A 21,317-nucleotide genomic window follows, 5' to 3' on the forward strand; every position below is an offset into this window, starting at 1 on the left:
ATTCAGTCTCGTCCCGTAACGTCCAGCGGAAAAGGTCTGTCCTGCACCACCGTTTTCATGACAAGCGTTGAGCGAAGATGCTGCACGCCAGGCATGGCGGAAAGCTTCTCGTCATAGAGCTTCTGGAAAGCGGAGAGGTCGCGGGTCACAACGTGCATCAGATAATCGGGATCGCCAAAGAGACGCTGCGCCAGCACGATCTGCGGGATCTCCTCCACCGCCTCTTCAAACGCGCTAACCGCCTTTCGGTCCCCTTCTTTCAGCGTCGCAAAGACGATTGCCAGGAAGTTAAACCCCATTTTGGCGGGATCCAGGCTGGCACGGTATCCCGTTATGGCCCCGCTTTGCTCCAGCGCCCGCACGCGACGATGGCAGGGCGAGAGGCTCAGATTGACCCGCTCAGCCAGCTCGGTAAGCGACAGGCGTCCATCAGACTGGAGCGCCGCAAGAATTTTTCGATCGATGCTGTCCATTTGGAAGATTTTCTCAATTTCACCGTGTTATGAGCATAACATTGAAAGCCTATTTCGCAGGGTTAACGATATTCTTTTTCGCAACGTTTAACGCACTGCGGGAGTTTTCAGAACGATGGAAATGAGTATTGTGGCCGGCTTTTGGGTGGTTTCGTTTCTGCTCATCATGACGCCAGGCGCCGACTGGGCCTACGCCATTAGCGCCGGGATTAACGGGCGACGCGTGGTACCGGCGGTGCTGGGGCTGATGTCAGGGCATCTGTTAGCCACGCTCATTGTCGTGGCTGGCGTGGGGGTCGTGATTGCTCAACATCCGCTGGCGTTAACCGGGCTGACCCTCGCGGGGGCCGCGTATCTCCTGTGGCTCGGCATCGGACTGTTGCGGCACCCTGCCGCCCCGGAAAAGGCGAGCTACCACGCGGGAAACTGGCGACAGTGGGCGGTGAAAGGGCTTTGTATTAGCGGCCTAAACCCGAAAGTGTTTTTGCTGTTCCTGGCCCTGCTCCCGCAGTTTACAGACCCGACCGGGAGCTGGTCGTTAGCAATGCAAATGTCCACGCTTGGGATGATGCACCTTATCACCTGTACGCTGGTTTATCTGCTGGTGGGGTATGGTTCGAAAGCGGTGCTGGCGACCCGGCCACAGGCGGCGCGTCGGGTGAGCATGGCATCTGGAGGGATAATGGTGCTGATCGCGATGGTATTGCTGCTTGAGCAGGTAAGATAAAAAACACCGGCCATCGCCGGTGTTATTTACGCCCGAATATCGTCATATTCCCGCGTTTTATCAAACTCATGTTTCGCGAACGGGCACAGCGGAATAATTTTGCGGTTCTCACCGCGCATCTTCTCCACCACTTTCGCCACCAGCTGTTTACCGACGCCCTGCCCCTTCAGGCTCTCATCCACATCGGTGTGCTCGATAATGCTCAGGTGCTCGCCGGTCGGCACGAAGACAATCTCCGCGACCTGGTTGCCGTTCGCATCATTCACGTAAAACTTGTTATGGCCTTCCAGAATATCCATGGTTCCTCGCTTATTTTTGGCGATACTTCAGCGCACCGCTCGGGCAGGTATCAATCACGCGGACAACCGTTTCAACGTCCACTTCATCGGGAATAATCCACGGTTTACGTTTCAGATTAAACAGCTTTGCGCTGCCACGCACGCAGTTACCGGAGTGTTTGCAGATCCCGGTGTTGAAGTAAACGTCAATTTTCTCGCCGGTATAGGCCCGGTAACCCGCATCCAGTAGCTCTTTATCCATGACATTGCCTCTGTAATTATTATCGTGCTGAATGAAGAATAGCCTGACGGGATCCTGATGGCTATAACGCCGAAAACGAAAAGCCAGGTCACAACTCTTTTCTTGCCAGATTGCGTCCGCTATTTGCCCATGTCAGGCTCGGCAAATATCACTTTTACATAACATCCGCAGGTTGAATGAAACGCAGACTCTCTTTTCAGGTAAAGCTGTTTTTAGCGCTGGTGTGCTTCTCCTGCCTGCTGTTAGTTCTGCTGGGAACGATCCTGTTTCATTTTATTGACCGGCAGCTCCATCACGATCTCGGCCAGCGTGCCCGGGTTCAGGCCAGCCAGATCGCGCTGATGCCGGGTCTGGCGGCAATGGTTGCGGCCAGAGATATCCCCGGCATCGCCCGGTTAATCCAGCCGCTTCGCGCCGAAAGCGATGCCAGCTACATTGTGATTGGCGATACCGAGGAACAGCACCTCTATCATTCGGAATCCCCGGAGCGGATTAATTTACCGATGATCGGCGGAGATAATGCGGAGGTATTAAAGGGCAAAACCATTATTTCCGTGCGCCAGGGCGGGATTGGGGTTTCACTGCGCAGCAAAGCGCCGATCTTTAACGCGCAGCACCAGGTGATTGGTATTGTCTCGGTCGGCTATCTGACCTCCTATATTGCCAATATTAATGCCCGCATTCTCTGGCAGTCCGGGCTGTACGGCGCGGCTCTTCTGCTGCTGCTGTTTATGTTCTCCTGGCTGTTTACCCGCAATCTCAAAAAACAGATGTTCCGACTGGAGCCGAAAGATATCGCTCAGCTGGTTTTGCAGCAGCGCGCGCTATTAGAAGCCATGTATGAGGGGGTATTTGCCGTCAATGAAGAGAAGCAACTGATTTTAATTAACCGCGCCGCACGAGAAATGCTGGATATCCGGCAAAGTGAGAAAGCGCTTATCGGCAAACCGCTGGAAGACGTTCTGCAGACATCGCCGGGCTTTTTATCCCAGCGCTACGCCTCGGTGAGCGCTGGCCGCCACGACCAGATTGCCGTGCTGAACCAGCGGGAGGTAATCGTCAACCGGGTGGCGATTGAGGTCGAACCCGGCGTTGAAAGCGGCTGGGTCTACAGCTTTCGCGACAAAAATGACATCAACACCCTCAGCAGCCAGCTCAGTCAGATCAAGCGCTATGCCGATAACCTGCGCATTATGCGCCACGAGCAACTGAACTGGACCGCCACGCTGGTGGGCTTGCTGCAGATGAAACACTATGACGAGGCGATTCGTTACATCCAGGTGCAGTCCGAAGGCGCGCAGCGGGTGCTGGACTTTGTCTCCGCCCGTTTTTCCTCTCCCGCGCTGTGTGGTCTGCTGCTTGGAAAATACGTCAGCGCGCGCGAAAAAGGCATCGAGCTGCTGTTTGATCCCGCCTGCCAGCTCACCCGAATGCCCGCCACGCTCAACGAAACGGAGCTGATGTCCATTATTGGTAACCTGCTGGATAACGCGGTGGACGCGACCCTTAAGGCACCGGTCCCCGCGCCGGTAGAACTCTACATTTCTGACCGAAACCAGGAGCTGCTGATTGAGGTGGCCGACCGGGGCTGTGGGGTGGAGGATGCGATGAAGCCGCATATTTTCCGCCAGGGATTCAGCAGCAAACCGGAACGTGAAAACGACATTGTGGGCACCGAGCACGGTATTGGCCTGTATCTGGTGGCAGGATATATCGATAAGGCTGGCGGCAGTATTGAGATTGCCGACAACACGCCACAAGGGACTATTTTTTCTGTGTTTATTCCGAATGGGCTAAAGCATGACCCGAGCACTTGATGTTGTGATCGTTGAAGATGAGCCGCACCTGGCGGAGCTGCATCGCGAGTATATCGAGCAGAATTTTCATTTACGCGTGGTGGGTATCGCCGCGTCGATTGAGCAGGCATGCCGCCTGATTCGTCAGCATCAGCCGCGGCTAATCCTGCTGGACAACTATCTTCCGGACGGTAAAGGCGTGGAGCTCATCGATAACCCGCTGCTGAAAAGCTATGAGTGTTCGGTGATCTTCATCACCGCCGCCAGCGATATGCAGACCTGCAGCCACGCCATGCGCAGCGGCGCGTTTGATTACCTCATCAAGCCCGTCTTTTTCCAGCGCCTGCACGCCTCGCTGGAGCGGTTTATGCGCTTCATCCACACCGTGCAGCAGGTGAAGGTGGTCGACCAGCATGCGCTGGATCGCCTGTTTCATCTGCCTGCCGCGGAAGCCTCCGTAACGCCGTCCACAAAGGGCATTGAGCCCCAGACGCTGGAGCGGATTAAACGCCTGTTCGCCGAGCATCCCGATAGTGCGATGTCGGTTGAGGAGGTGGTGGAAAACGTGGGGATCAGCAAAACCACGGGGCGCCGTTATCTTGAATACTGCGTGGAGAGCGGGTTAATCAGCGTTGAAATGCTGTACGGCAATATTGGTCATCCTCGCCGGTTATACCGTAAAGCCCCCGATAAACCGTAATCCGCAACCGTTCGTTGGCTAACGTTCGCGGATTTTATGGTGTTAATTGCTGAAACGACGGCGACAATCACACTTCGGAATCATTGCCCTCGCCTCCCTATTGTCGGAGGCGCGCTTTACGCTATGTTGACAATTAGTTCCTCAAATGTAACTAAAAGGTTAACTATAATGTCGAACACGTTCCGAATTTCTCTGCTTACCGCTACCGTACTGTTCTCTGCTTCTGCACTGTCTGCCCTGCCGCAGGGTTATCCTGCTGAGTATCAAAAAGTGGTTGATGCCGCCACGAAAGAGGGCAAGGTTGTCATCTATTCCACCACCGACATCAAAGCTGCCGGCCCGCTGATCCAGGGCTTCGAAAAAACCTACCCCGGCATTAAAGTCGAATACAACGACATGAACAGCACCGAGCTGTACAACCGTTTCATCAGCGAACAGGCTTCCGGCGGCGTGAGCGGCGACGTGGTCTGGAGCTCCTCGATGGACACCGGCCTGAAGCTCGCCACCGACTACGCCATGGAGTACAAATCTCCGGAGCAAAGCCAGCTGCCGAAATGGGCGGTCTGGAAAGATAAGGCCTACGGCACCACCTATGAGCCGGTGGTCTTTATCTACAACAAGCGTCTGATCCCGGCTGGCGACGTGCCGGATTCTCACGCCGCGCTGGCGAAGCTGATTGCCAGCCAGACGGACAAATTCAAGAACAAAGTCACCACCTACGATATCGAAAAATCGGGTCTGGGCTTTATGCTCTCGGTGCAGGATCACAACGCCGATCCGAACTACTTTAAGACCCTGGCCGACGTCGCCAAAGGTGGCCTGTCGGTGCAGTCGTCTACCGGCACCATGATGGAGCGCGTCTCCTCCGGTGAAAACCTGATCGGCTTCAACATCCTCGGTTCTTATGCGGAAGCGCGTGCGAAGAACGATCCGTCACTCGGCATTGCCTATCCGAAGGATTACACCCTGGTGCTGTCGCGCGTGTCGTTCATCAGTCAGCAATCGCAAAACAGCAACGCCGCGAAGCTTTGGCTGGACTACGTGCTCTCTGAACAAGGGCAAAACATTCTGGCCAATCAGGCGGACATCCCCTCCATTCGTAACGATATCGAAGGCAAGAATGATATCGACGGCCTGACCAAAATCCTTGGCAACGCGCTGAAGCCGATCCCGGTTGATGAAACGCTGCTGGAATACCTGCAGCCGAAAAAACGCCTCGAGTACATCAAAGAGTGGCGTACCGCCGCCGGTAAATAAGCGTATGAGCACGGCGCTGGCCGCCGCGCTCCCTTATCGACTGAGTTCGTTTTTCTGGGCTGCAATACCAGGGATACCCCATGAATACATTACGCAGAAAGTGGCAAAGCCTGCCGCGAGGCATCGTCGTGCTGATAACCGCCCTGGTTATCTACACGCCGCTGTCGTTTATCGTGATCCAGAGCTTCCTGTCCGCGCCGTTCTTTTCGCCGTCAAAAGAGTGGAGCTTTGAATCATTTGATTTTATTTTCACCGACCCCGATTTTTATAAGGCCCTGAAAAGCGGCTTTATTCTGGCTTTCGGGCTGGTCTTTATCTCTATCCCACTGGGCGGCGTGCTGGCGTTTCTGATGGTGCGTACCGACCTGCCCGGTCGCCGGCTGATTGAGCCGCTGATCCTGGTCCCGATTTTCGTGTCACCGATGGTGCTGGGCTTCGGCTACGTGGTGGCCGCCGGTCCGGTGGGTTTTCTCTCCCAGTGGGCCGAGGCGCTGATTGGCTTTGTGCCGTGGAACATCTACGACATGTCGAGCATTGTGGTCATCGCCGGCCTGACGCACGTCCCGCACGCCTATCTGTATATCTCGTCAGCGCTGCGCAGCGTGGGCTCCGACGTGGAAGAAGCCGCACGCACCGCGGGCGCGTCGCCCTGGCAGGTGATGACCTCCGTCAGCCTGCCGATGGTACGTCCGTCCATTCTCTACGCCACTGTGCTGCTGTTCTTCCTCGGGCTGGAAGTGTTCGGCCTGATGCTGGTCCTCGGCGACCCGGAAGGCAACATGGTGCTGGCGACCTATCTCTATAAGCTGACGAACAAGATGGGTACCCCATCCTATAACCTGATGGCGGCGGTTGCCGTGGTGCTGATCTGCATCACCATCCCGCTGGTGATGCTCCAGCGTCGCCTGATGCGTACTGCCAACCGCTTCGTCACCATGAAGGGCAAGGCCTCGCAGGCCCGCGCGCTACCGCTGGGTAAATGGCGCTGGGTGGCTGGCGCGGTGATTGCCTTCTGGCTCACCGTTACCATCGGCGTTCCGCTGCTCGGCGTGGTGCTGCGCGCGTTTATCTCCAACTGGGGCGTGGGCGTTTCGCTGTGGGACGAGCTTTCTCTGAACACCTTCCGCACCATCTGGGCGCAGCCCAACCTGCTGCGCGCCATCGTCAACTCCATGGCGATTGGCGTCATTGGCGGCGCGCTGGCCGTGGTGTGCTACCTGTTTGTCGGCATTGCCATGCACCGTAAGCCGGACAACACCACGCGTTTCCTGGACTACAGCGTGCTGGTGCCGCGCGCCGTGCCTGGCCTGCTGGCGGGTCTGGCCTTCCTGTGGGTGTTCCTGTTCCTGCCGATGTGGCTGGATAACTCGCTGAAATCCGGCTGGCTTTCCGGGTTTGCCTGGACCGACTGGATGCGTGAAAACGTCATCGTCTGGCTGCGTTCGCTGCGCAGCACCATTTTCAGCGTCTGGCTGGCCTATACCGTGGTGTGGATGGCTTACGGGCTGAGGCTCATCTCTTCCACGCTGCTGCAGGTAGGGCCAGAGCTTGAAGAGGCGGCGCGCAGTACCGGGGCGACGCGCGGACAGATCACCCGCCACGTCACCATTCCGCTCTCCCGCTACGGTCTGATCGGTTCGTGGCTGCTGATGTTCCTGATCTTTGAACGCGAATATTCAACGGGTGTGTACCTGCTTTCGCCCGGCACGGAGACCATCGGCTCGATGCTGGTTTCCCTCTGGGCCGCGGGTGCCATTGATATCGTGGCGGCGCTCTCTTTCATTAACATCCTGCTTGTCGTGGTAGGTCTGGGCATTGCCCTTCGTTTCGGAGTGAAAATACATGATTGAATTAGCGGTTGACGATCTGCACTTAACCTACGGCGACAATCCTGTTTTAAAAGGTGTCTCCATGAACCTGAAGCGCGGCGAAGTGGTCTCCCTGTTAGGCCCCTCCGGCAGCGGCAAAACCACCCTGCTCCGCGCCGTCGCGGGTCTGGAAAAACCGACTCAGGGCTCGATTGTGATTGGCAACAGTAAAGTTTACGACGGCACGCCGCGCAGTGAGGTCCCGGCGGAAGAGCGTAACCTGGGGCTGGTATTCCAGTCCTACGCCCTGTGGCCGCACAAAACCGTGTTTGAGAACGTGGCCTATCCGCTCAAGCTGCGCAAAGTCCCGGCCAAAGAGATCCAGCAGCGCGTGCAAGACGTGCTGGACCAGCTTGGCCTGGGCCATCTTGGCAAACGTCACCCGCACCAGCTCTCCGGTGGGCAGCAGCAGCGCGTGGCGATTGGCCGTGCGCTGGTGTACAACCCGCCGGTGATTTTGCTGGACGAGCCGCTCTCTAACCTCGACGCCAAGCTGCGCGAAGAGGCCCGCGTGTTCCTGCGCGAGCTGATTATCAAGCTCGGGTTATCCGCGCTGATGGTGACGCACGACCAGAACGAAGCGATGTCCATATCCGACCGCATCCTGCTGCTTAACAACGGCAAAATTGAGCAACAGGGCACGCCGCAGGAGATGTACGGCTCGCCGAAAACGCTGTTTACCGCTGAGTTTATGGGCAGCAACAACCGCCTGCACGGCAAGGTCACCGAAGTGCGCGACGGCAGAGCGCGCATCGAGGGGAAAGGCTGGGTGCTGTGGGGCCAGGCCGGTGAAGGGGTGCAGAGCGGTAAAGAAGCCACGGCGGTGATCCGCGTCGAGCGCGTGGCGGTGGTCGAGGGGCCAGGGGAAAATCAGCTTGAGCTGCCGCTGCTCACCAGCATGTACCTCGGCGACCGCTGGGAATACCTGTTCCGCACGGTGGGGGATGATTTTGTGATCCGTGCGTATGGGCATGAGGTTCGGGATCCGCAGCACTGCCATCTTTCGCTGCCGGAGAAGCATGTTTGGGTGTTCCCGAAAGGGTGATGAGTCAATAATTAATCTGCCATGGCCCGGTAGCGATTCGCTTACCGGGTCTACAAAACAAAGAAATGGGCAGATGCCAGGATAGATGGCGCTAGCCATTATTGTTAAGGCATTCTGACTAAAATAGCCAACTGACACTTCTTTCCGTCCGTACGTATAACGGGTTAAGACTCCATATCAAAATGTTATCACAGAGCATATAAAGAAAATTTATGCGTCATATCCAGCATTTTTGAAAACTGATTGAACATGCTCCGTCAGTCCAACAAGATCTTCATAGGCGATTGGGCCAAAATCAGGATAATGGTTTTCAATATACTCGTTAACATCTTCCATACCTTCACTGACTCTGAGATTCTTAACAAATGTAGGCAAAATACGATGATTAACACCAGTACCATACTCTTTCGGATGATGGGTCATACACCACTCAACTTTACCTTTATATGATTGAATCGCATCTTCCAGTAAGGCGATAACTTCTGGAACCTCTTTTTCAAAACGAAAACTGGTATAAGGAGGATACTTAGAGCGATCAATTTTTTCAAAATGGTCATTTATCCATTCATCTTCAATACGGCTCTGATAATGTAACCACTCCAGTTTTCCAAGAGAACCAATGAAGTCCAACAAGATTGTTTCTTTCTTACCTATCGGAAACATTATTTTACCCCTGTAATTTATCAGAGATCGTAACACTTCCCTGATTTATAGATTTGATATGTTTTTCCCAATCTCCTTTAGGAATTGGTTTTAAGGACACTCTTGGATCGTAAACATACTGACCATCGGTATAAACCTGATGGAATGCTTGTTCATGTACAATTTTTCCATTTTCATACACATTTAAGTTGTACTGAGTCGTCGGCCTTGCTTCAATAATTTTCCCGTGCCCGCCAGCTGCATTGAGAAGTTTAGGTGCGATATCTGAGCAATCCGTACAATCTGTATTGCCTATCCAGGCAATAAACTTAGGTTCGTTCATTTTTTCAATAACACTCTGATTGGCTGGATAACCGGGATTTTCAGGGCGAACATTTTCAAGACCGGGGATCTTCTCGTTCTGATAGAAAAGATCATCCAGTGAAGGAGAATCCGGAACCGGCGTAGTTGTCGTCCAGCCATTATTGTTTGACGCTCCATCACCGTTGGTGTTACCAGTATGATTTATCCCTCCGGTTGCTACGCTATTATTCCCTGTGTTGGAGGGCACGTTTCCAGTTACAGTCTGGTCGCCACCAGTGTTTGATGGTCCCGGTTTGATGACCTGCGTACCACCAGTACTGGTGATCGTCTTACCTGTCAGGGACTCATAGGCCGCTTTCTGAGCATTATTTAACTGACTGAGCTGGGAAGGATCATTGAGCGAGGCCACATAGATCAGATGCAACTGCTCATCTTATGACAATGTATCCATTGCTGATGTGGATGCACCAATGCCCAGTAAAGCACCCAGACCACTAGCAACCAGGCGATCACGGCAAGCAGAAATTTTCAGACATCCCTGTGCAGCCAGTTTACCGCCCTGTATAACGACACCCAGCGAGTTATTCTCAACCTCCACCTTCGCCGTTTCCGACGCCGTCGCCGCCATGGAGACACTGCCATCCGTCACAGCAGCGCCCGCCAGACCACCTGCAATACTCACGAGGCTACTGACCAGCCGTTTCTCCTCTGCTGTCAGGTCACTGGATTTTTTATCTCCATACAGCGCGCTGACCAGATGGTCAGTCATCGCCGAGGCCGTAATGGCTCCTATGGCACCAGCCTTCAGGCCATCAGCACTGCTCCCGCCACTCAGCTGCGTCAGCGCCGCAGCCACAATACCGTGCAGCGCGGCACGGGCTGTCGGGTCTTTCTGCTCCTTGACCAGGGTCGCCAGAAGAGGAGCCGCCCCCGCTGCCGCGCCTGCCTTCAGGTTACCGCCAAGCGCACCTGCCAGTAATCCCGCCGCTGCGCTACCCTTCGTCCAGAAGGCACTCTCCGGACCGTACTCGGTATTCTCATATCCGGGCTGCGTCTTCAGGAACGCTTCCTGCTCCTGCGGCGTATCGCCCTGCAGTTTTCCTTCAGATGCCAGTTTCGCGCCCAGCGTCGCATTGGATTCACGCGCTTTCTGCTCCGCATACTTGCCATAAGCATCCAGCGCAGAAGTGGCCAGCGCCGCGCCTTCGCTCTGAACCGCCAGGTTATCCCTGACCTTCTGCACATCACCGTTCACGTCCACGCCGTGGTGGGCGTCAGCCGTATCACGGCTCAGGTCAGCAATATCCTGTTTCTGTCCCGCCGGGTTGCGAATGACAATGCTACCGCCACTCACCGCTGATGAGGTCGTGCCGGTGTGGCTCCCTTTTGCCTGGCCGTACCGATGGCCGGTGCCAGGTTGCGGTTTTCACCGTTTCCGCTGCCACCCGCGCTGCCGGAAAGCGCCACCGTGTAGCCGTTGCCGCTGGTCTGGCTCTCGTTATGGAGATTACTGAAACCCAGCGTACCGGTGTCGAGGCTATTTTTATCTGCAGACGCCGTGGATGCAATCACCGCGCCGTCAAGCTGGGTATGATTTCCGGTGGTGACGGCAAAGCCGCCCTTGCCTGCGAATATCCCGCTCTGTTCAGCGACGCTCTTACCATTCTGGGTGATATTCTCACCGATGCACTGACGCTACCGGAAGAAGCACCATAACACAGTGGCGGTATGCACAGACTGAGGGACGCGCCTGACGAAGACTGCTTGCTGTCATAACTGGCTGTATCCTGCACGCTGCTGATGGTGAGATCGCGTCCGGTATTCACCACCACACCGTTACCTTCGAGCTCCGCACCTTTCAGGATGGTGTCGCGTCCGCTGTTCACCGTAAGCTGTTCATCAGCATGGACAACGCTGTTCGTATTGCGCTGTGACTGGCTGTTTTCCTTCCCCTTATGCTGTGACGCTCCCAGCTCCACCGAGATGCCGTTTTGTGCACCAATCAGGCTCACACCGACACCAACGCTGAACTGGCTACCGCTGTTTTTACTCTCAGAGAGGGTTGTGTTCTGGGAGGCAGACAACAGAATATCGCGCCCCGCATCCAGCGCCACGTGTTTACCCGCGATCTGTACCCCAATACCGGCAATGTCATTTCCGGCACGAACAGAGACATTCTCGCCGGCATTAATGGTGGTGCCCTGCGTGTCGGTACTGTGGTAACGACTGTCCTGAGAGGACGTCCCCGCCGTTAAAGACACTTTAGCCTTGATGAGCGACGAGTCCGACATAGCGCCCTGCGCCGCGGGCAGCCGTCTCTGCGGCTTTAGCAGCCTCAACAGCCCAGCCGCCAGCAGATGCCGTCACACCATTCTGGGCGCTGCTGCTGTGGTTTTCACCGTCGCGGGTATCCCGGCTCACCCCCATGAGGACATTTTCGCCACTGAGTGAGACCGATTTACCGGCACGGATATCCGTACCTGACAGGGAGAGATCGTTACCGGCCTGCGCGACAAGGGTCTGCCGGGTTTTTGGGGAGATTAAGGTCGCACCGGAAAGGGTAATGGTATGAATGGTGAAACAGGGTCCGGAGCCGGTAACCGGCAGCGGTCTGGCGGGCGCAGCGCGAGGAATACTCCGCTCCAGCTCTTCACGCTGTTGCTGGTTCTTTAATAACAGTTCCTCCTGCTGCTGACGCACTGTGTCCCGGTCAGCAGGAGTAAGGGGGCTGCATGGCTCAGAGAGCAAAAAATAACGAGCAAAAAAAACGGTTTTGCTGTAATAGCGCATATTAAAGGATAATAGTTTTTGTTTTCCTCAGTATGCCAGCTCTGGCGCAATAGGGAATAGTCTCAAAAAGAGGGCTACTATAATTGGTAGTAATATTTGCGTTACGTTTCAAAAAACCGTTATGACGAAGTGCGTCATATCGGAATTTTTTATTATTGCCTGATTGTTTCTTCTTTCAAAAAATTTTAACCACCCCTTCCAATAGTTAGATATAAACATCAGCTAGCAGCGCAGATTAAATTATCCGTTGCATTCATCGTGCTGCAAATTCTGATGACACCTGATAACTCAGTGCTGAATATGGAGGCATGCGTGATAACTTCGTTGAAGCGATCAAACAACAGCATGACGATACCTGGATGGAAAAGGATAGGCTGGTTAAAAAATAGACAGAGGAGGATAACATCAAGAAAATCTGGAGCGGGCGAAGGGACTAGAACAACCAACTCAATTAATTGAAAAATATAACCTTTTCAAGTTATATCTTAACTTATACCCCCAAAGATACCCCCAAAGAACAGAGGCTTTGAATTCAAGTAATTTCCTTTGTCGATAAATCAGCAGGAAGCGAGATGATAGCAAATGGCAGGCATACTCAAAAGCAGCGATACCGTTAACATCAGACTAATTACGATTCAATAAACCAAGATCGCGGCGGGCCCTCATAATATCAACGATTGTGAGATATGGTGTTTGTTCGTTCCAGCCAAACCCTCTGTGATCGATACGGGCCAGTTCGTACTTTTCCACCAGAAAGTTAACGGCATTAGCCAGAGTGATACCGGCATCAATATGTTCCTGTATAACGGTTTCATCACAGAAAGGTGTATCGTTTAGCGTCAGACCATAATGCTGTTCCAGCAGCCGTGTAAGTAGCATTTGCCAGACAGCCACGGGCGACAGGCTTGGCTTCGCTGCCCAGAGGGTTGTTGCAGGTTGATATTTCATTTTGTTCTCGTGAAAGTAATTAATATTGAGTGGGATAAATGGCGATATATATGTAGCCGCAACTACCAAGAGTATCGGCTTCGCACGTTAGTCCGTTGTGATATAGCGTGACGCAGCGCTGATGCCGGGAAGAGAGTTCTCCGCTGGTGAACATCAGCTCCAGTTGTTTGAGTATCAACGGAAAGGCCTGATCCAGGCGTAGCGCGTCATCGTCGCTGAAAGCACCATTAAATCCGGCCCGGTCAGCGAGAAAATGCAGGCGGTTGCCCTCCTGAACCAGACGAGCGCCAAAACAGGGTGTGATCGTACTCTTTAGTCCCCACTGCTGGCAGGCGGGAATCTCCGATCTGGTACCGGATTCTGAGTGATTGTTCATTATTGTTCCTAATTAAAGGAAAGGATTAATTGAAAGTAACGCTTCGAAGAATGACACAGGGACCATTGCGGTCCTGACGACGTTCAGCAAATACAGCCAGAACGCCGCGTATATCTTCCACCTCGCGGACAGCATAATGGCAGATACTGCCTGACCATTTATATTTGCACGTACTTAAATGAAACAGTCGGGATCCAGGATGCTGCCGATACAAAGTCATAGCCTGGGGTTTACTGATGATTTTCATATCCAGCCTCGCTCCGCGAACGACACAATGCTCTCTGAGCCGATGACCAGATGATCGAGCGTTTTCACATCAACCAGTGCTAACGCTTCTTGAAGCCTGCCCGTAATGTTGCGGTCGCACTGGCTGGGCTCCGAATCGCCTGATGGATGGTTATGCGCAAACACAACGGCCGCAGCATTAAAGCGAAGCGCTGACTTCACTACCTCACGGGGATGGACCTGCACATGGTTAACCGAACCGGCAAACAGCGTTTCACTCTCCAGTAAACGATGCTGATTATCGAGATAAAGCACCATAAATACTTCCCGCTCTTGCCCTGCCAGCTGTAACCGAAGCCAGTCACGAGCAGCAGAACTTGAGGTAAAGGGTCTGCCGGGCTGGCGCAGATATTTATCCAGCAGATTGATAGCGCGGCGGATGGTCTGTTGGGCATAAGGTGTCAATCCAGATGTCGCGGGAAGCAGGCAACCCTGCCGAGGCATAATCGTCAGCGGAAAGAGTTCACGCTGTGAAGACTCCGGGCATAATACGGTATTCATGTCAGGTATTCCTCAGTCGATTAGATGCATAATGGCGCTGCACTCTGGATGGTTCAGCGCGTAGTCTCGTAAGCGATAATAGTGCTCAGTCATCGCGTCAGACTCGGTGCGACAGGCATGGTGGCTATATACAATCAGACAGGAGACTATCCCTGCAGCTTCACCAGTAAGTTCCGCACCGTTGCCATTCATACTGTTGAACAATGTCCACTTCTCATCCTGCTCTGACTCAGGGGCAATAAAAACGCCGCCGTTGCTGAGCGTCGAAAAGCGCCAGATACCACCGTGATAATCGGTACACAGGCGGTCCATCCTGGCAAAAATTCTGGGCTCAAGGGTTATCCATTGCGGGATGGAACCAAAGTGCTGTGGCCAGAAGCCGATGCGTAACTCGTCTGGTACCACTGAGGCAGTAATTGCTGTCTGCCCAGCGAACTGAAGGTTTTGTGTATCCATTAAACTATCTCCTTATGCTGCTACTGTTGTTTAACGCCCGAAAAACTCGAGCATATTCTCTGCCATTACCCACAGGGCACGATTGAGCTTCACGTCGCCATCAATACCGGTAACGGCACGAGTGCGGCTGCTTTTCCCCTGTGCGGTTCGTCCTGACAATCCCCCTTTCATCAGGTTCTCCTGCACGCGCTGGTAGACGGTCCACAGGTCATCGCTGCAATCCTCCCGGCGACGTGAGGTCAGCAACTGCGATACCGTGACCGGCTGGTGGTCCTCACCAAAGCGATATTTCAGCGCGGCATTCGCCAGAGCGTGCTGTGCTGGTGGCGGAAGTAAAAGTGACGCCATGGCGTCACGCTTTTCATCCACCCGGTCAAATACCCCGAGCACTTCGTAAGCCCCTTCAATTACCTTCCCAACGACATTACCTTTATGTGGCACCCGCACCTCTCCGAATGACTGACCGCAGACCAGGCCGTTGGTACAGACGCCACGAAACAGCCCCGGCAGCATCTGGTAGCTTGATGAGCCGTCATGGCTGTTGAGTAAAATGATTTCCGGTACCTGATGACCGTTTAGCTGCCCGGCGCGACGCAGGCGAAGCATGTGTTTGGTGTGCTCCCGCTTGCTCTGGTCCCGAACCTTTGTCTGGCAGGCAAAGAACGGCTGAAAACCCTCGCGCTGCAGGCTTTCGAGGATGGTGATGGTCGGAATGTAGGTGTAACGGTCTGAACGCGATTCATGTTTGTCACTCCCGAATACACTGGGAACATGACTCATCAGCTCTTCATGGGTCAGAGGACGGTCACGGCGTATCTGGTTTATACGGCCAAAGCGGCTGGCTAATCTCATGAGTAATTCCTTTAAAAGAGGCAAAAGAAAACGCCCTGCTCGTTTGAGCAGGGCGTTCAGATAGAAAGAAAGGTGGAAAAGCGCGTGGTGTCAGCTGTCAAAATCAAACTGCCATGCGCCTTCGCTTGTCTGGACCACCACTTCCAGTACATTACAGGGAACCATCAGCCCCTTGCCGGTAAATTCATGGGATACAGTACCGCCAAATCCCAGGCGTACCGGTTTCCACGGGCTGGCGAATTCTGCATCCTGGCAGTTTCCCCGGTTGACAATGAGTTGTTTAATCACAATCGAATCGACTTTTGATGTAATCCGAATCGATGAGTAGTGGCTGTAGCTTCCGGGACTAACACTGACGCTGACCGGTGAAGAAGCGGCCAGCGAAGAAAATGACAGCAGACAGAGTGCTGCGACTGTGATGATTTTCTTCATTAAATTTCCTTTAACCTGTAAGAGTGAGGCAGAACTACAGTGCAAATCCGGGCACGCAGCCGTTGTCACCGAACGCAGGAAGAACGGCAGCAGCCCCCGCTAAAGTGAAAGTGGCAGGTTTTACCCCGCTACCTGAAACCACAACACGTTTGCCGGTGCGTAATTTGTTCCATGCCCACATCACATTGTCAGATCCCACATGAGACTCGCTTTCGCTGATATTCACTTCTTCAGCGTTATCAATTCTCATGGCAAGTGTCTGACCGCTGTCCATCCTGACCTGATGGCCGTTCACGTCAGTGAAGATAATGGTCGCTGGCTGTGAGCCGGAACTATCGCAGGCCAGATAAAGTTGTGACTGCCCTTTACCGAGGATGGTGTATTCAGACGTTCCCTGCGCATAACCACTTACCCAGCTATCATGGTTTCCAAACGCATGCGAGACAGAAGGCGTCAGCACTGAAGCCAGTAAAAATGAAATAATCAGTTTATTTTTCATTGGAGTGTCCTGTCAGAAGCCAGCCATATTGCCCAGGGTGGTGATAATGAACAGCAGGCAGGCCATAAAGATAATGAGGGTGATGTACCAGCGGGTGAACTTACCGAAAAGACGCAGAAATGTTTTCATGTGCGGTCCTTTGCAATAAGCCAGTACAGCAGCCCCGCCAGTATCGGGTCGATTATCAGACCGAGAATGCACCAGGCCCAGAACGAGCGTCCGTTAGCGGACGCCACGAAACCCAGCAACAGGGCCAGACCGCCCCATAACAGAATTAACGGCATATACTTTCCTTAATGCGTGACAACCCCTGCGATACATCGCATTGATTTTGATGGTTAAAATTAATAAATCACATAATGCCCTGTGGATTATGTGGCTACCGGATTAATCATGTACAACGATGAATATCGATCGGCTCGATCGACAAAATCGATCGTAATGAAACAAAGAAACTTATCGAAAACGGCAAAGCCGCTCATCGAAAGCGAAGTGACTAGCCGAAGAAAAATCCCCACAGGGAGCGTGCCGTACGGGCGACAGTGTGGGTCACCGCATGCAGTGCTGTGCGGGCCACCTGCGGCAGCGGTGCGAGGTCAATGATGTTATCAATCACCTCTACCACGGCATCGCCAAAGCTGCTGCTGGCGGTATTGATAACGGTATCAGTGCGATACCGGTTCTGCAGATGAGGCACAAGTGGACTGCGGGCCTGCTTTGGGAGGCGGGTAATCATGGCCTCCACAAGGCGCGACAGCCGGTAACGCCCCCGGACAGAGACTGGCAGAATATCTATTTCTGCTATCTGCAACTGACGTGCCACAGCCTGCTGTTTCTGCGCAATACGCTCCGCCTGTAACGCCGAGGGCTGAGCCGACAACCATCGCCACTGCTCGGCGGGTTCGGTTTTGTCCACCTGGTTGAGTATCCACAGCACCGGCGGCTGCGGTCCGCTGTACTGCACGAACACGTCCTGATAAAACTGCTCTTCTACCGCATAAGCCCGGTCATCGGCCTTGAGCACCCACAGCACCATATCGAGCTGTGACATGAGGTCACGATACAGCTCACGGTATTCACCGTCGCGGGAAACAGACTCGCCCACGCCGGGTAAATCAACGAGCGTCAGGAAGTGATTACCGAAACGTAGCCGGACACGCTGTGGCTGACGGGTACAGGCTTCCACTGCATTGACTGCACAGACTTCACTGCGGAACAGCGCGTTACACAGTGAGGATTTACCGACGCCGGTTTTACCCACGATGCCAATCACCGGTTCATAAGTGACCAGACGGTTAAGTTCCTGGATTAGATGCTGGCGCAGCGCGTGCGGATAACGCCGCAGATGGCGGCGGATAAGGGCATAGCCTGAGGGATGTTTCATATCGGCCTCTGAATGAAAAAAGGCCATCCGGAGGGGATGGCCTGTTAGATATAAACGGGAGGGAATTCAGTAAGATGATATATAACTCAGATTTTTTTAGTTTTTCTGGTTCAGCTCAGCCCAGGCTCTTTCTATAAGCGATTCAATCACATCCGCTCTGTTTCGGTTAAAGCGCTTCTCCAGTTTTACCAGTGTCTCTTTTGCACTTTTAGATATACGAATATTAACCGGTGCCTTATCAGCAACCTTCTTACGATGCTTCATGTTAGCATAGCGTTTGCGCAACGTATTAAGAAATAATTGCTTTGTGTCGCGTCGCTCATCCCATAAATAATAAAGAAAGGGTATCAACTGAGACAATAAATGCTGACTGAACTCTGTGAGATTTGTATCTTTCAAAAAATCACGGTGTTTATTTAACTGTTCCCAGACCCATTCGACATTTCCCTGGTCAGCATCTGCAATCCAGGCGAAATCATCACGAAGGCTGTCCTTTACTCTGTAGTATCCTTTTCTGATTTTATCGACTTCATTCCGGATTACTTCTGGTGGTAGAGGAAGTAAATCGAGGATATATAATCCCGCCATAAAACACTGCTCAGCAGTATCGGGTATCTGAAGGGGTAATGCATCTCTGTACAGCCTGTAATTATGCCGATCACTATCATTTCTGATAATTCGACGAATATCTTCTACAGATATACTGCTATGGGTAAATCGAGTAAACAGGTAGAGCCAAAAATAAATACATGCATTTTTATCATGATTAACCCATGATGCTATATTTTCATTAATGCGTTGCTGTTCATATTTTTCCTTTAACCTTATAACCCGTCGAATGATACTCGGGTTATTATTCTTTTCCGTTAATGCCTGCTCAATAATTCTGTTGATAGCCCCATTGCATCGAATGAGGTCTCTCTGGCCCCCTGAGGCAAACTGGCGGGCTTTTTCAGTATTACCCAGACGCCAAAGGATATAGACGCCCTCTCTGATGGACCTCACTTCGACATACCTGTTCATCCTGCTCCCTCTGATAAAAAATGTATGATTAACAACGACAAGCATACAAGGAATTTACAACAAAAAAAGCGATTTAATCTGCAATTTTTAATGGTTTTAAATTAGAAATATAATGCTGATTTAGCACGTTTTTAATACGACTTTATGCTTACTTACATATGTCTTTCTTGATACTTCCTAAGTAATTCAACGGGGATATCACGCAATTTATTGTCACAAAAAACACTTATAAAACAATTCAATACACATTTAATACTGTTTTTCTAACATCAGTTTACGGGAATGTGCGGTGATGTTAATCAGATGATGTAAATCAACTGGTCTCCGATATCACCTTGCTGACGGAACGATGTACGACACTATCGGGCTGGTGGGTTACGCCTGGGAGCATAAGATTATCTTGACCACATTTATCTCAATGGTCAGCGTTACAGGAAGGTCTGGTGCTTCTGGGGGTCCATACAGTCCCTGTGGGAGGGCATGCAATACATCCTGAGCTTTTTGGATAAGCCATCGCAGCGGACAGAACGCCGGATTTACAGAGTCAGCGCAGTTCCTGCACCGGCGGTGAACGGCAGACCACGCTAATCTGTTCCCGGACGTTAATCCAGTTTGACCTGGCGATTCAACGAATAGGTATAACGAAACTTATCGCCGTAGATTGATTCCATACCCAGCACAAAGTCCAGCTGGCGTGGATTTTGTGAAGCCCACTTCAGTCGTAGTCGGTCTTCAGCACAGTTTTCTTCTGAACCTCTTGCTTCCACCAGAAATATTTCTTCTCCAACCTTGAAGGAATCATTCGGACGCGGACCACCAATCACAAAACATTTAGCGTGAAGGCCGAGTGCCAGAACTGCTCCTAGGAAGATATTGTTGTCAACGGGCTCCACGGGTTTACCATCGACCATCACGACCATTCTGTTAACAAAGGCCGTTCCCATACCGTTGTTGATGGCATAAATTCCCCACTGATTTTTTCGCCCATCATTGGAGAAATAGGCATTTATCCTCGGTTCGACAGAAATATGGTTGTGCCTGATTTCCTCTCTGCCCTGCCAGATAGCGAACCCAAGTGAGATAATGGCAATGATGATCCCTGTAAGTGCGAGGATCGAGTCCCGGTACGTTGTCAAAAAATGGCGCATAAACGGTATTTCCTTACGATAAATCAGCGGCTTCGGTGCCGTGTTGTTGGTCAGGCATACGCTGTCATTAAGGTAAATAATACTGTTTCTAAAGAAGAGATTTTTCTAATAATTCTCGCTTCCCCCTGGCTGTTATCACATTACCCCAATGCTGATGACTGATGCTATCCAGCAATGGCCTTCCATCAGATCGACATATCGATACTGATCCTCAGCCTCGTGATCAGCGTATCCGTCAAATCTGAAGTCTGCGTCCATTCCCGTGACAAATATTCTCAGGGAAACGACATATGGCTTACCACAACATTACCGATACCAATCTTAACTACGTCCAGCACCGCACGCTACAACGTTACCAGCGTCATCATCTCTCCGAATTATTTGCACGCTATTCCAAATTGCTCATGTTCCGGGTTGATTTCTACTACCGGGTAGACAGCAATGCCTGGTGCAACGCTGATAAACATTCCACGACGGCGGATATGATTCTGTTACTCCAGCGGTGTAACACGATGACAGGGCTTGTCGGGTTTACGTGGGTGCTTGAATACACCGAACAGCATGGCTATCACATCCACGCTGCGTTTTATCTTAACGGTCAGAAGCATCGGAAAATATGGCCGACCTTTAAAACCCTGCAAACCCTCTGGAGTGAGATAACAAGAGAGGAAGGCTGTGCTTACCGCTGTACGCCTCAGAAGTATTACAAAGTGCAGGGCGAGCGGGTGACGTCGTATAGCGATATGAAAGGCCGTAAGGGCATGCTGTACATTCTGAGCTACCTGAGCAAGCAGGACCAGAAGAGCGAGAAAGTGGTTTGCCAGTTGAGTGACATTCCCGCTCCTGCGGTGGGTGGCAGACGTCGCAGGTGTGCCATCAGCGAATAAAAAATTACGCCAGTTCCTCATCGTTTGAAGAAGTCTGCACCATTCGAATCCCTGACTTCTTCTCCCTTACCACCAACGGAGAAAAAACGATGACGACCCCAACCAGCATTCTTAACGACAAATTTGTCGATATGGCGTTTATCACCCAGCTTACCGGCCTAACGGACAAATGGTTCTACAAACTTATTTCATTGGGTGAGTTCCCGAAGCCCATTAAGCTGGGCAGAAGCTCTCGCTGGCTTGAAAGCGAAGTGGAAGCATGGCTACAGCAACGCATCGCGCAGTCCCGTCAGTAATCTATCGAACGCAATCACATCTCCCACCTGATTTAAGACCACCAGTCGTATGACCTGCACTGCTGCCC

The 21,317-nt window shown here is 52.4% G+C and carries 29 protein-coding genes; 8 read left to right on the top strand and 21 right to left on the bottom strand.

The genetic code is table 11. The features are described 5' to 3' along the window. Positions 1-2: 2 nt before the first annotated feature. On the bottom strand, positions 3-473 hold the full coding sequence (locus tag BMW97_RS10795) for an Lrp/AsnC family transcriptional regulator (protein ID WP_008499685.1): 471 nt from the start codon (positions 471-473) through the stop codon (positions 3-5). 115 nt (positions 474-588) lie between these two features. On the opposite strand from BMW97_RS10795, the gene BMW97_RS10800 reads away from it, so the two are divergent. After that, positions 589-1,200, top strand: a complete 612-nt coding sequence (locus tag BMW97_RS10800) for a LysE family translocator (protein WP_008499686.1) — start codon at positions 589-591, stop codon at positions 1,198-1,200. Positions 1,201-1,226: 26 nt separating this feature from the next. On the opposite strand, the gene BMW97_RS10805 is transcribed toward BMW97_RS10800, so the two are convergent. Together BMW97_RS10805 and yjdI are read right to left on the bottom strand one after the other, a co-directional pair. After that, positions 1,227-1,499, bottom strand: coding sequence for a GNAT family N-acetyltransferase (locus BMW97_RS10805; protein ID WP_008499687.1), 273 nt, complete (start codon positions 1,497-1,499; stop codon positions 1,227-1,229). A gap of 10 nt (positions 1,500-1,509) precedes the next feature. Next, positions 1,510-1,740 carry a 4Fe-4S mono-cluster protein YjdI gene (yjdI, locus tag BMW97_RS10810; RefSeq protein WP_008499689.1) on the bottom strand — a complete coding sequence of 77 codons (231 nt, stop codon included), beginning with the start codon at positions 1,738-1,740 and terminating at the stop codon, positions 1,510-1,512. Positions 1,741-1,916: 176 nt separating this feature from the next. Here yjdI and BMW97_RS10815 point away from each other — a divergent pair, with 176 nt between their 5' ends. The 5 genes from BMW97_RS10815 to BMW97_RS10835 all read left to right on the top strand — a co-directional run bounded on the left by BMW97_RS10815 (position 1,917) and on the right by BMW97_RS10835 (position 8,406). After that, positions 1,917-3,557: an ATP-binding protein gene (locus tag BMW97_RS10815; RefSeq protein WP_045909905.1), complete on the top strand. Its 1,641-nt coding sequence runs from the start codon at positions 1,917-1,919 to the stop codon at positions 3,555-3,557. After that, on the top strand, positions 3,541-4,236 hold the full coding sequence (locus BMW97_RS10820) for a response regulator (RefSeq protein WP_032638033.1): 696 nt from the start codon (positions 3,541-3,543) through the stop codon (positions 4,234-4,236). Before BMW97_RS10815 ends, BMW97_RS10820 begins: the two co-directional genes overlap by 17 nt. A gap of 168 nt (positions 4,237-4,404) precedes the next feature. Beyond that, positions 4,405-5,493 (top strand): ABC transporter substrate-binding protein, encoded by a 1,089-nt coding sequence (locus tag BMW97_RS10825; protein WP_045909906.1) that lies wholly within the window; start codon positions 4,405-4,407, stop codon positions 5,491-5,493. 80 nt (positions 5,494-5,573) lie between these two features. Further along, positions 5,574-7,343: an ABC transporter permease gene (locus BMW97_RS10830; protein WP_023294491.1), complete on the top strand. Its 1,770-nt coding sequence runs from the start codon at positions 5,574-5,576 to the stop codon at positions 7,341-7,343. Further along, on the top strand, positions 7,336-8,406 hold the full coding sequence (locus BMW97_RS10835; RefSeq protein WP_045909907.1) for an ABC transporter ATP-binding protein: 1,071 nt from the start codon (positions 7,336-7,338) through the stop codon (positions 8,404-8,406). Before BMW97_RS10830 ends, BMW97_RS10835 begins: the two co-directional genes overlap by 8 nt. 210 nt (positions 8,407-8,616) lie before the next feature. On the opposite strand, the gene BMW97_RS10840 is transcribed toward BMW97_RS10835, so the two are convergent. From BMW97_RS10840 to BMW97_RS10925, 18 genes are all read right to left on the bottom strand, one after another. Further along, a complete protein-coding gene (locus BMW97_RS10840) occupies positions 8,617-9,069 on the bottom strand; it encodes a hypothetical protein (RefSeq protein ID WP_008499695.1) in 453 nt (150 codons plus the stop codon). 4 nt (positions 9,070-9,073) lie between these two features. Continuing rightward, the gene (locus BMW97_RS10845; protein WP_254783046.1) at positions 9,074-9,796 is read right to left on the bottom strand and encodes an adhesin; all 723 of its coding nucleotides are present in this window, start codon (positions 9,794-9,796) and stop codon (positions 9,074-9,076) included. Positions 9,797-9,805: 9 nt separating this feature from the next. Then, positions 9,806-10,726, bottom strand: a complete 921-nt coding sequence (locus BMW97_RS24310; RefSeq protein ID WP_045909908.1) for a VENN motif pre-toxin domain-containing protein — start codon at positions 10,724-10,726, stop codon at positions 9,806-9,808. After that, positions 10,723-10,944, bottom strand: coding sequence for a hypothetical protein (locus tag BMW97_RS10850; RefSeq protein WP_045909909.1), 222 nt, complete (start codon positions 10,942-10,944; stop codon positions 10,723-10,725). The genes BMW97_RS24310 and BMW97_RS10850 overlap by 4 nt, the downstream gene beginning before the upstream one ends. Continuing rightward, positions 10,941-11,663, bottom strand: a complete 723-nt coding sequence (locus tag BMW97_RS10855) for a hemagglutinin repeat-containing protein (protein WP_082087755.1) — start codon at positions 11,661-11,663, stop codon at positions 10,941-10,943. The genes BMW97_RS10850 and BMW97_RS10855 overlap by 4 nt, the downstream gene beginning before the upstream one ends. After that, positions 11,635-12,072 carry a hemagglutinin repeat-containing protein gene (locus BMW97_RS23870; protein WP_175481436.1) on the bottom strand — a complete coding sequence of 146 codons (438 nt, stop codon included), beginning with the start codon at positions 12,070-12,072 and terminating at the stop codon, positions 11,635-11,637. Before BMW97_RS23870 ends, BMW97_RS10855 begins: the two co-directional genes overlap by 29 nt. Before the next feature lie 714 nt (positions 12,073-12,786). Then, positions 12,787-13,110 (bottom strand): TA system toxin CbtA family protein, encoded by a 324-nt coding sequence (locus BMW97_RS10865; RefSeq protein ID WP_090392716.1) that lies wholly within the window; start codon positions 13,108-13,110, stop codon positions 12,787-12,789. A gap of 19 nt (positions 13,111-13,129) precedes the next feature. Beyond that, entirely contained in the window at positions 13,130-13,486 is a 357-nt protein-coding gene (locus BMW97_RS10870; protein WP_090392718.1) for a type IV toxin-antitoxin system YeeU family antitoxin, read from the bottom strand. Between the two features lie 25 nt (positions 13,487-13,511). Then, complete coding sequence (locus tag BMW97_RS10875) at positions 13,512-13,733, bottom strand: DUF987 family protein (protein ID WP_090392720.1); 222 nt, start codon at positions 13,731-13,733, stop codon at positions 13,512-13,514. Next, positions 13,730-14,272: a RadC family protein gene (gene radC / locus BMW97_RS10880; protein ID WP_090392721.1), complete on the bottom strand. Its 543-nt coding sequence runs from the start codon at positions 14,270-14,272 to the stop codon at positions 13,730-13,732. The genes BMW97_RS10875 and radC overlap by 4 nt, the downstream gene beginning before the upstream one ends. 12 nt (positions 14,273-14,284) lie before the next feature. Beyond that, positions 14,285-14,728, bottom strand: a complete 444-nt coding sequence (locus tag BMW97_RS10885) for an antirestriction protein (RefSeq protein WP_090392723.1) — start codon at positions 14,726-14,728, stop codon at positions 14,285-14,287. Between the two features lie 30 nt (positions 14,729-14,758). Beyond that, positions 14,759-15,580: a DUF932 domain-containing protein gene (locus tag BMW97_RS10890; protein WP_090392726.1), complete on the bottom strand. Its 822-nt coding sequence runs from the start codon at positions 15,578-15,580 to the stop codon at positions 14,759-14,761. A gap of 90 nt (positions 15,581-15,670) precedes the next feature. Beyond that, the gene (locus tag BMW97_RS10895) at positions 15,671-16,012 is read right to left on the bottom strand and encodes a hypothetical protein (RefSeq protein WP_090392727.1); all 342 of its coding nucleotides are present in this window, start codon (positions 16,010-16,012) and stop codon (positions 15,671-15,673) included. Between the two features lie 34 nt (positions 16,013-16,046). After that, complete coding sequence (locus tag BMW97_RS10900; RefSeq protein ID WP_090392729.1) at positions 16,047-16,511, bottom strand: hypothetical protein; 465 nt, start codon at positions 16,509-16,511, stop codon at positions 16,047-16,049. 125 nt (positions 16,512-16,636) lie between these two features. Continuing rightward, positions 16,637-16,795: a hypothetical protein gene (locus BMW97_RS10910; RefSeq protein ID WP_090392731.1), complete on the bottom strand. Its 159-nt coding sequence runs from the start codon at positions 16,793-16,795 to the stop codon at positions 16,637-16,639. Between the two features lie 212 nt (positions 16,796-17,007). Then, a complete protein-coding gene (locus BMW97_RS10915; protein WP_175481437.1) occupies positions 17,008-17,895 on the bottom strand; it encodes a GTPase family protein in 888 nt (295 codons plus the stop codon). Between the two features lie 96 nt (positions 17,896-17,991). Further along, positions 17,992-18,918: a hypothetical protein gene (locus tag BMW97_RS10920; RefSeq protein WP_090392735.1), complete on the bottom strand. Its 927-nt coding sequence runs from the start codon at positions 18,916-18,918 to the stop codon at positions 17,992-17,994. Between the two features lie 602 nt (positions 18,919-19,520). Next, the gene (locus tag BMW97_RS10925; RefSeq protein ID WP_090392737.1) at positions 19,521-20,066 is read right to left on the bottom strand and encodes a hypothetical protein; all 546 of its coding nucleotides are present in this window, start codon (positions 20,064-20,066) and stop codon (positions 19,521-19,523) included. 290 nt (positions 20,067-20,356) lie between these two features. On the opposite strand from BMW97_RS10925, the gene BMW97_RS10930 reads away from it, so the two are divergent. Both BMW97_RS10930 and BMW97_RS10935 read left to right on the top strand, forming a co-directional pair. Next, positions 20,357-20,953 carry an inovirus-type Gp2 protein gene (locus BMW97_RS10930; protein ID WP_090392739.1) on the top strand — a complete coding sequence of 199 codons (597 nt, stop codon included), beginning with the start codon at positions 20,357-20,359 and terminating at the stop codon, positions 20,951-20,953. Between the two features lie 89 nt (positions 20,954-21,042). Beyond that, positions 21,043-21,249, top strand: coding sequence for a helix-turn-helix transcriptional regulator (locus BMW97_RS10935; protein WP_090392741.1), 207 nt, complete (start codon positions 21,043-21,045; stop codon positions 21,247-21,249). The last annotated feature ends 68 nt before the right edge of the window (positions 21,250-21,317 follow it).

The organism is Enterobacter sp. NFIX58, assembly GCF_900110475.1.
In the GTDB taxonomy this organism is placed as follows: domain Bacteria; phylum Pseudomonadota; class Gammaproteobacteria; order Enterobacterales; family Enterobacteriaceae; genus Enterobacter; species Enterobacter quasiroggenkampii.

What these genes read in the sequence shown, in the direction of transcription:
- BMW97_RS10795 (WP_008499685.1), bottom strand. Translation starts at nt 473, where the DNA reads ATGGACAGCATCGATCGAAAAATTCTTGCGGCGCTCCAGTCTGATGGA.
- BMW97_RS10800 (WP_008499686.1), top strand. Translation starts at nt 589, where the DNA reads ATGGAAATGAGTATTGTGGCCGGCTTTTGGGTGGTTTCGTTTCTGCTC.
- BMW97_RS10805 (WP_008499687.1), bottom strand. Translation starts at nt 1,499, where the DNA reads ATGGATATTCTGGAAGGCCATAACAAGTTTTACGTGAATGATGCGAAC.
- yjdI (WP_008499689.1), bottom strand. Translation starts at nt 1,740, where the DNA reads ATGGATAAAGAGCTACTGGATGCGGGTTACCGGGCCTATACCGGCGAG.
- BMW97_RS10815 (WP_045909905.1), top strand. Translation starts at nt 1,917, where the DNA reads ATGAAACGCAGACTCTCTTTTCAGGTAAAGCTGTTTTTAGCGCTGGTG.
- BMW97_RS10820 (WP_032638033.1), top strand. Translation starts at nt 3,541, where the DNA reads ATGACCCGAGCACTTGATGTTGTGATCGTTGAAGATGAGCCGCACCTG.
- BMW97_RS10825 (WP_045909906.1), top strand. Translation starts at nt 4,405, where the DNA reads ATGTCGAACACGTTCCGAATTTCTCTGCTTACCGCTACCGTACTGTTC.
- BMW97_RS10830 (WP_023294491.1), top strand. Translation starts at nt 5,574, where the DNA reads ATGAATACATTACGCAGAAAGTGGCAAAGCCTGCCGCGAGGCATCGTC.
- BMW97_RS10835 (WP_045909907.1), top strand. Translation starts at nt 7,336, where the DNA reads ATGATTGAATTAGCGGTTGACGATCTGCACTTAACCTACGGCGACAAT.
- BMW97_RS10840 (WP_008499695.1), bottom strand. Translation starts at nt 9,069, where the DNA reads ATGTTTCCGATAGGTAAGAAAGAAACAATCTTGTTGGACTTCATTGGT.
- BMW97_RS10855 (WP_082087755.1), bottom strand. Translation starts at nt 11,663, where the DNA reads ATGTCGGACTCGTCGCTCATCAAGGCTAAAGTGTCTTTAACGGCGGGG.
- BMW97_RS10865 (WP_090392716.1), bottom strand. Translation starts at nt 13,110, where the DNA reads ATGAAATATCAACCTGCAACAACCCTCTGGGCAGCGAAGCCAAGCCTG.
- BMW97_RS10870 (WP_090392718.1), bottom strand. Translation starts at nt 13,486, where the DNA reads ATGAACAATCACTCAGAATCCGGTACCAGATCGGAGATTCCCGCCTGC.
- BMW97_RS10875 (WP_090392720.1), bottom strand. Translation starts at nt 13,733, where the DNA reads ATGAAAATCATCAGTAAACCCCAGGCTATGACTTTGTATCGGCAGCAT.
- radC (WP_090392721.1), bottom strand. Translation starts at nt 14,272, where the DNA reads ATGAATACCGTATTATGCCCGGAGTCTTCACAGCGTGAACTCTTTCCG.
- BMW97_RS10885 (WP_090392723.1), bottom strand. Translation starts at nt 14,728, where the DNA reads ATGGATACACAAAACCTTCAGTTCGCTGGGCAGACAGCAATTACTGCC.
- BMW97_RS10890 (WP_090392726.1), bottom strand. Translation starts at nt 15,580, where the DNA reads ATGAGATTAGCCAGCCGCTTTGGCCGTATAAACCAGATACGCCGTGAC.
- BMW97_RS10895 (WP_090392727.1), bottom strand. Translation starts at nt 16,012, where the DNA reads ATGAAGAAAATCATCACAGTCGCAGCACTCTGTCTGCTGTCATTTTCT.
- BMW97_RS10900 (WP_090392729.1), bottom strand. Translation starts at nt 16,511, where the DNA reads ATGAAAAATAAACTGATTATTTCATTTTTACTGGCTTCAGTGCTGACG.
- BMW97_RS10910 (WP_090392731.1), bottom strand. Translation starts at nt 16,795, where the DNA reads ATGCCGTTAATTCTGTTATGGGGCGGTCTGGCCCTGTTGCTGGGTTTC.
- BMW97_RS10915 (WP_175481437.1), bottom strand. Translation starts at nt 17,895, where the DNA reads ATGAAACATCCCTCAGGCTATGCCCTTATCCGCCGCCATCTGCGGCGT.
- BMW97_RS10920 (WP_090392735.1), bottom strand. Translation starts at nt 18,918, where the DNA reads ATGAACAGGTATGTCGAAGTGAGGTCCATCAGAGAGGGCGTCTATATC.
- BMW97_RS10925 (WP_090392737.1), bottom strand. Translation starts at nt 20,066, where the DNA reads ATGCGCCATTTTTTGACAACGTACCGGGACTCGATCCTCGCACTTACA.
- BMW97_RS10930 (WP_090392739.1), top strand. Translation starts at nt 20,357, where the DNA reads ATGGCTTACCACAACATTACCGATACCAATCTTAACTACGTCCAGCAC.
- BMW97_RS10935 (WP_090392741.1), top strand. Translation starts at nt 21,043, where the DNA reads ATGACGACCCCAACCAGCATTCTTAACGACAAATTTGTCGATATGGCG.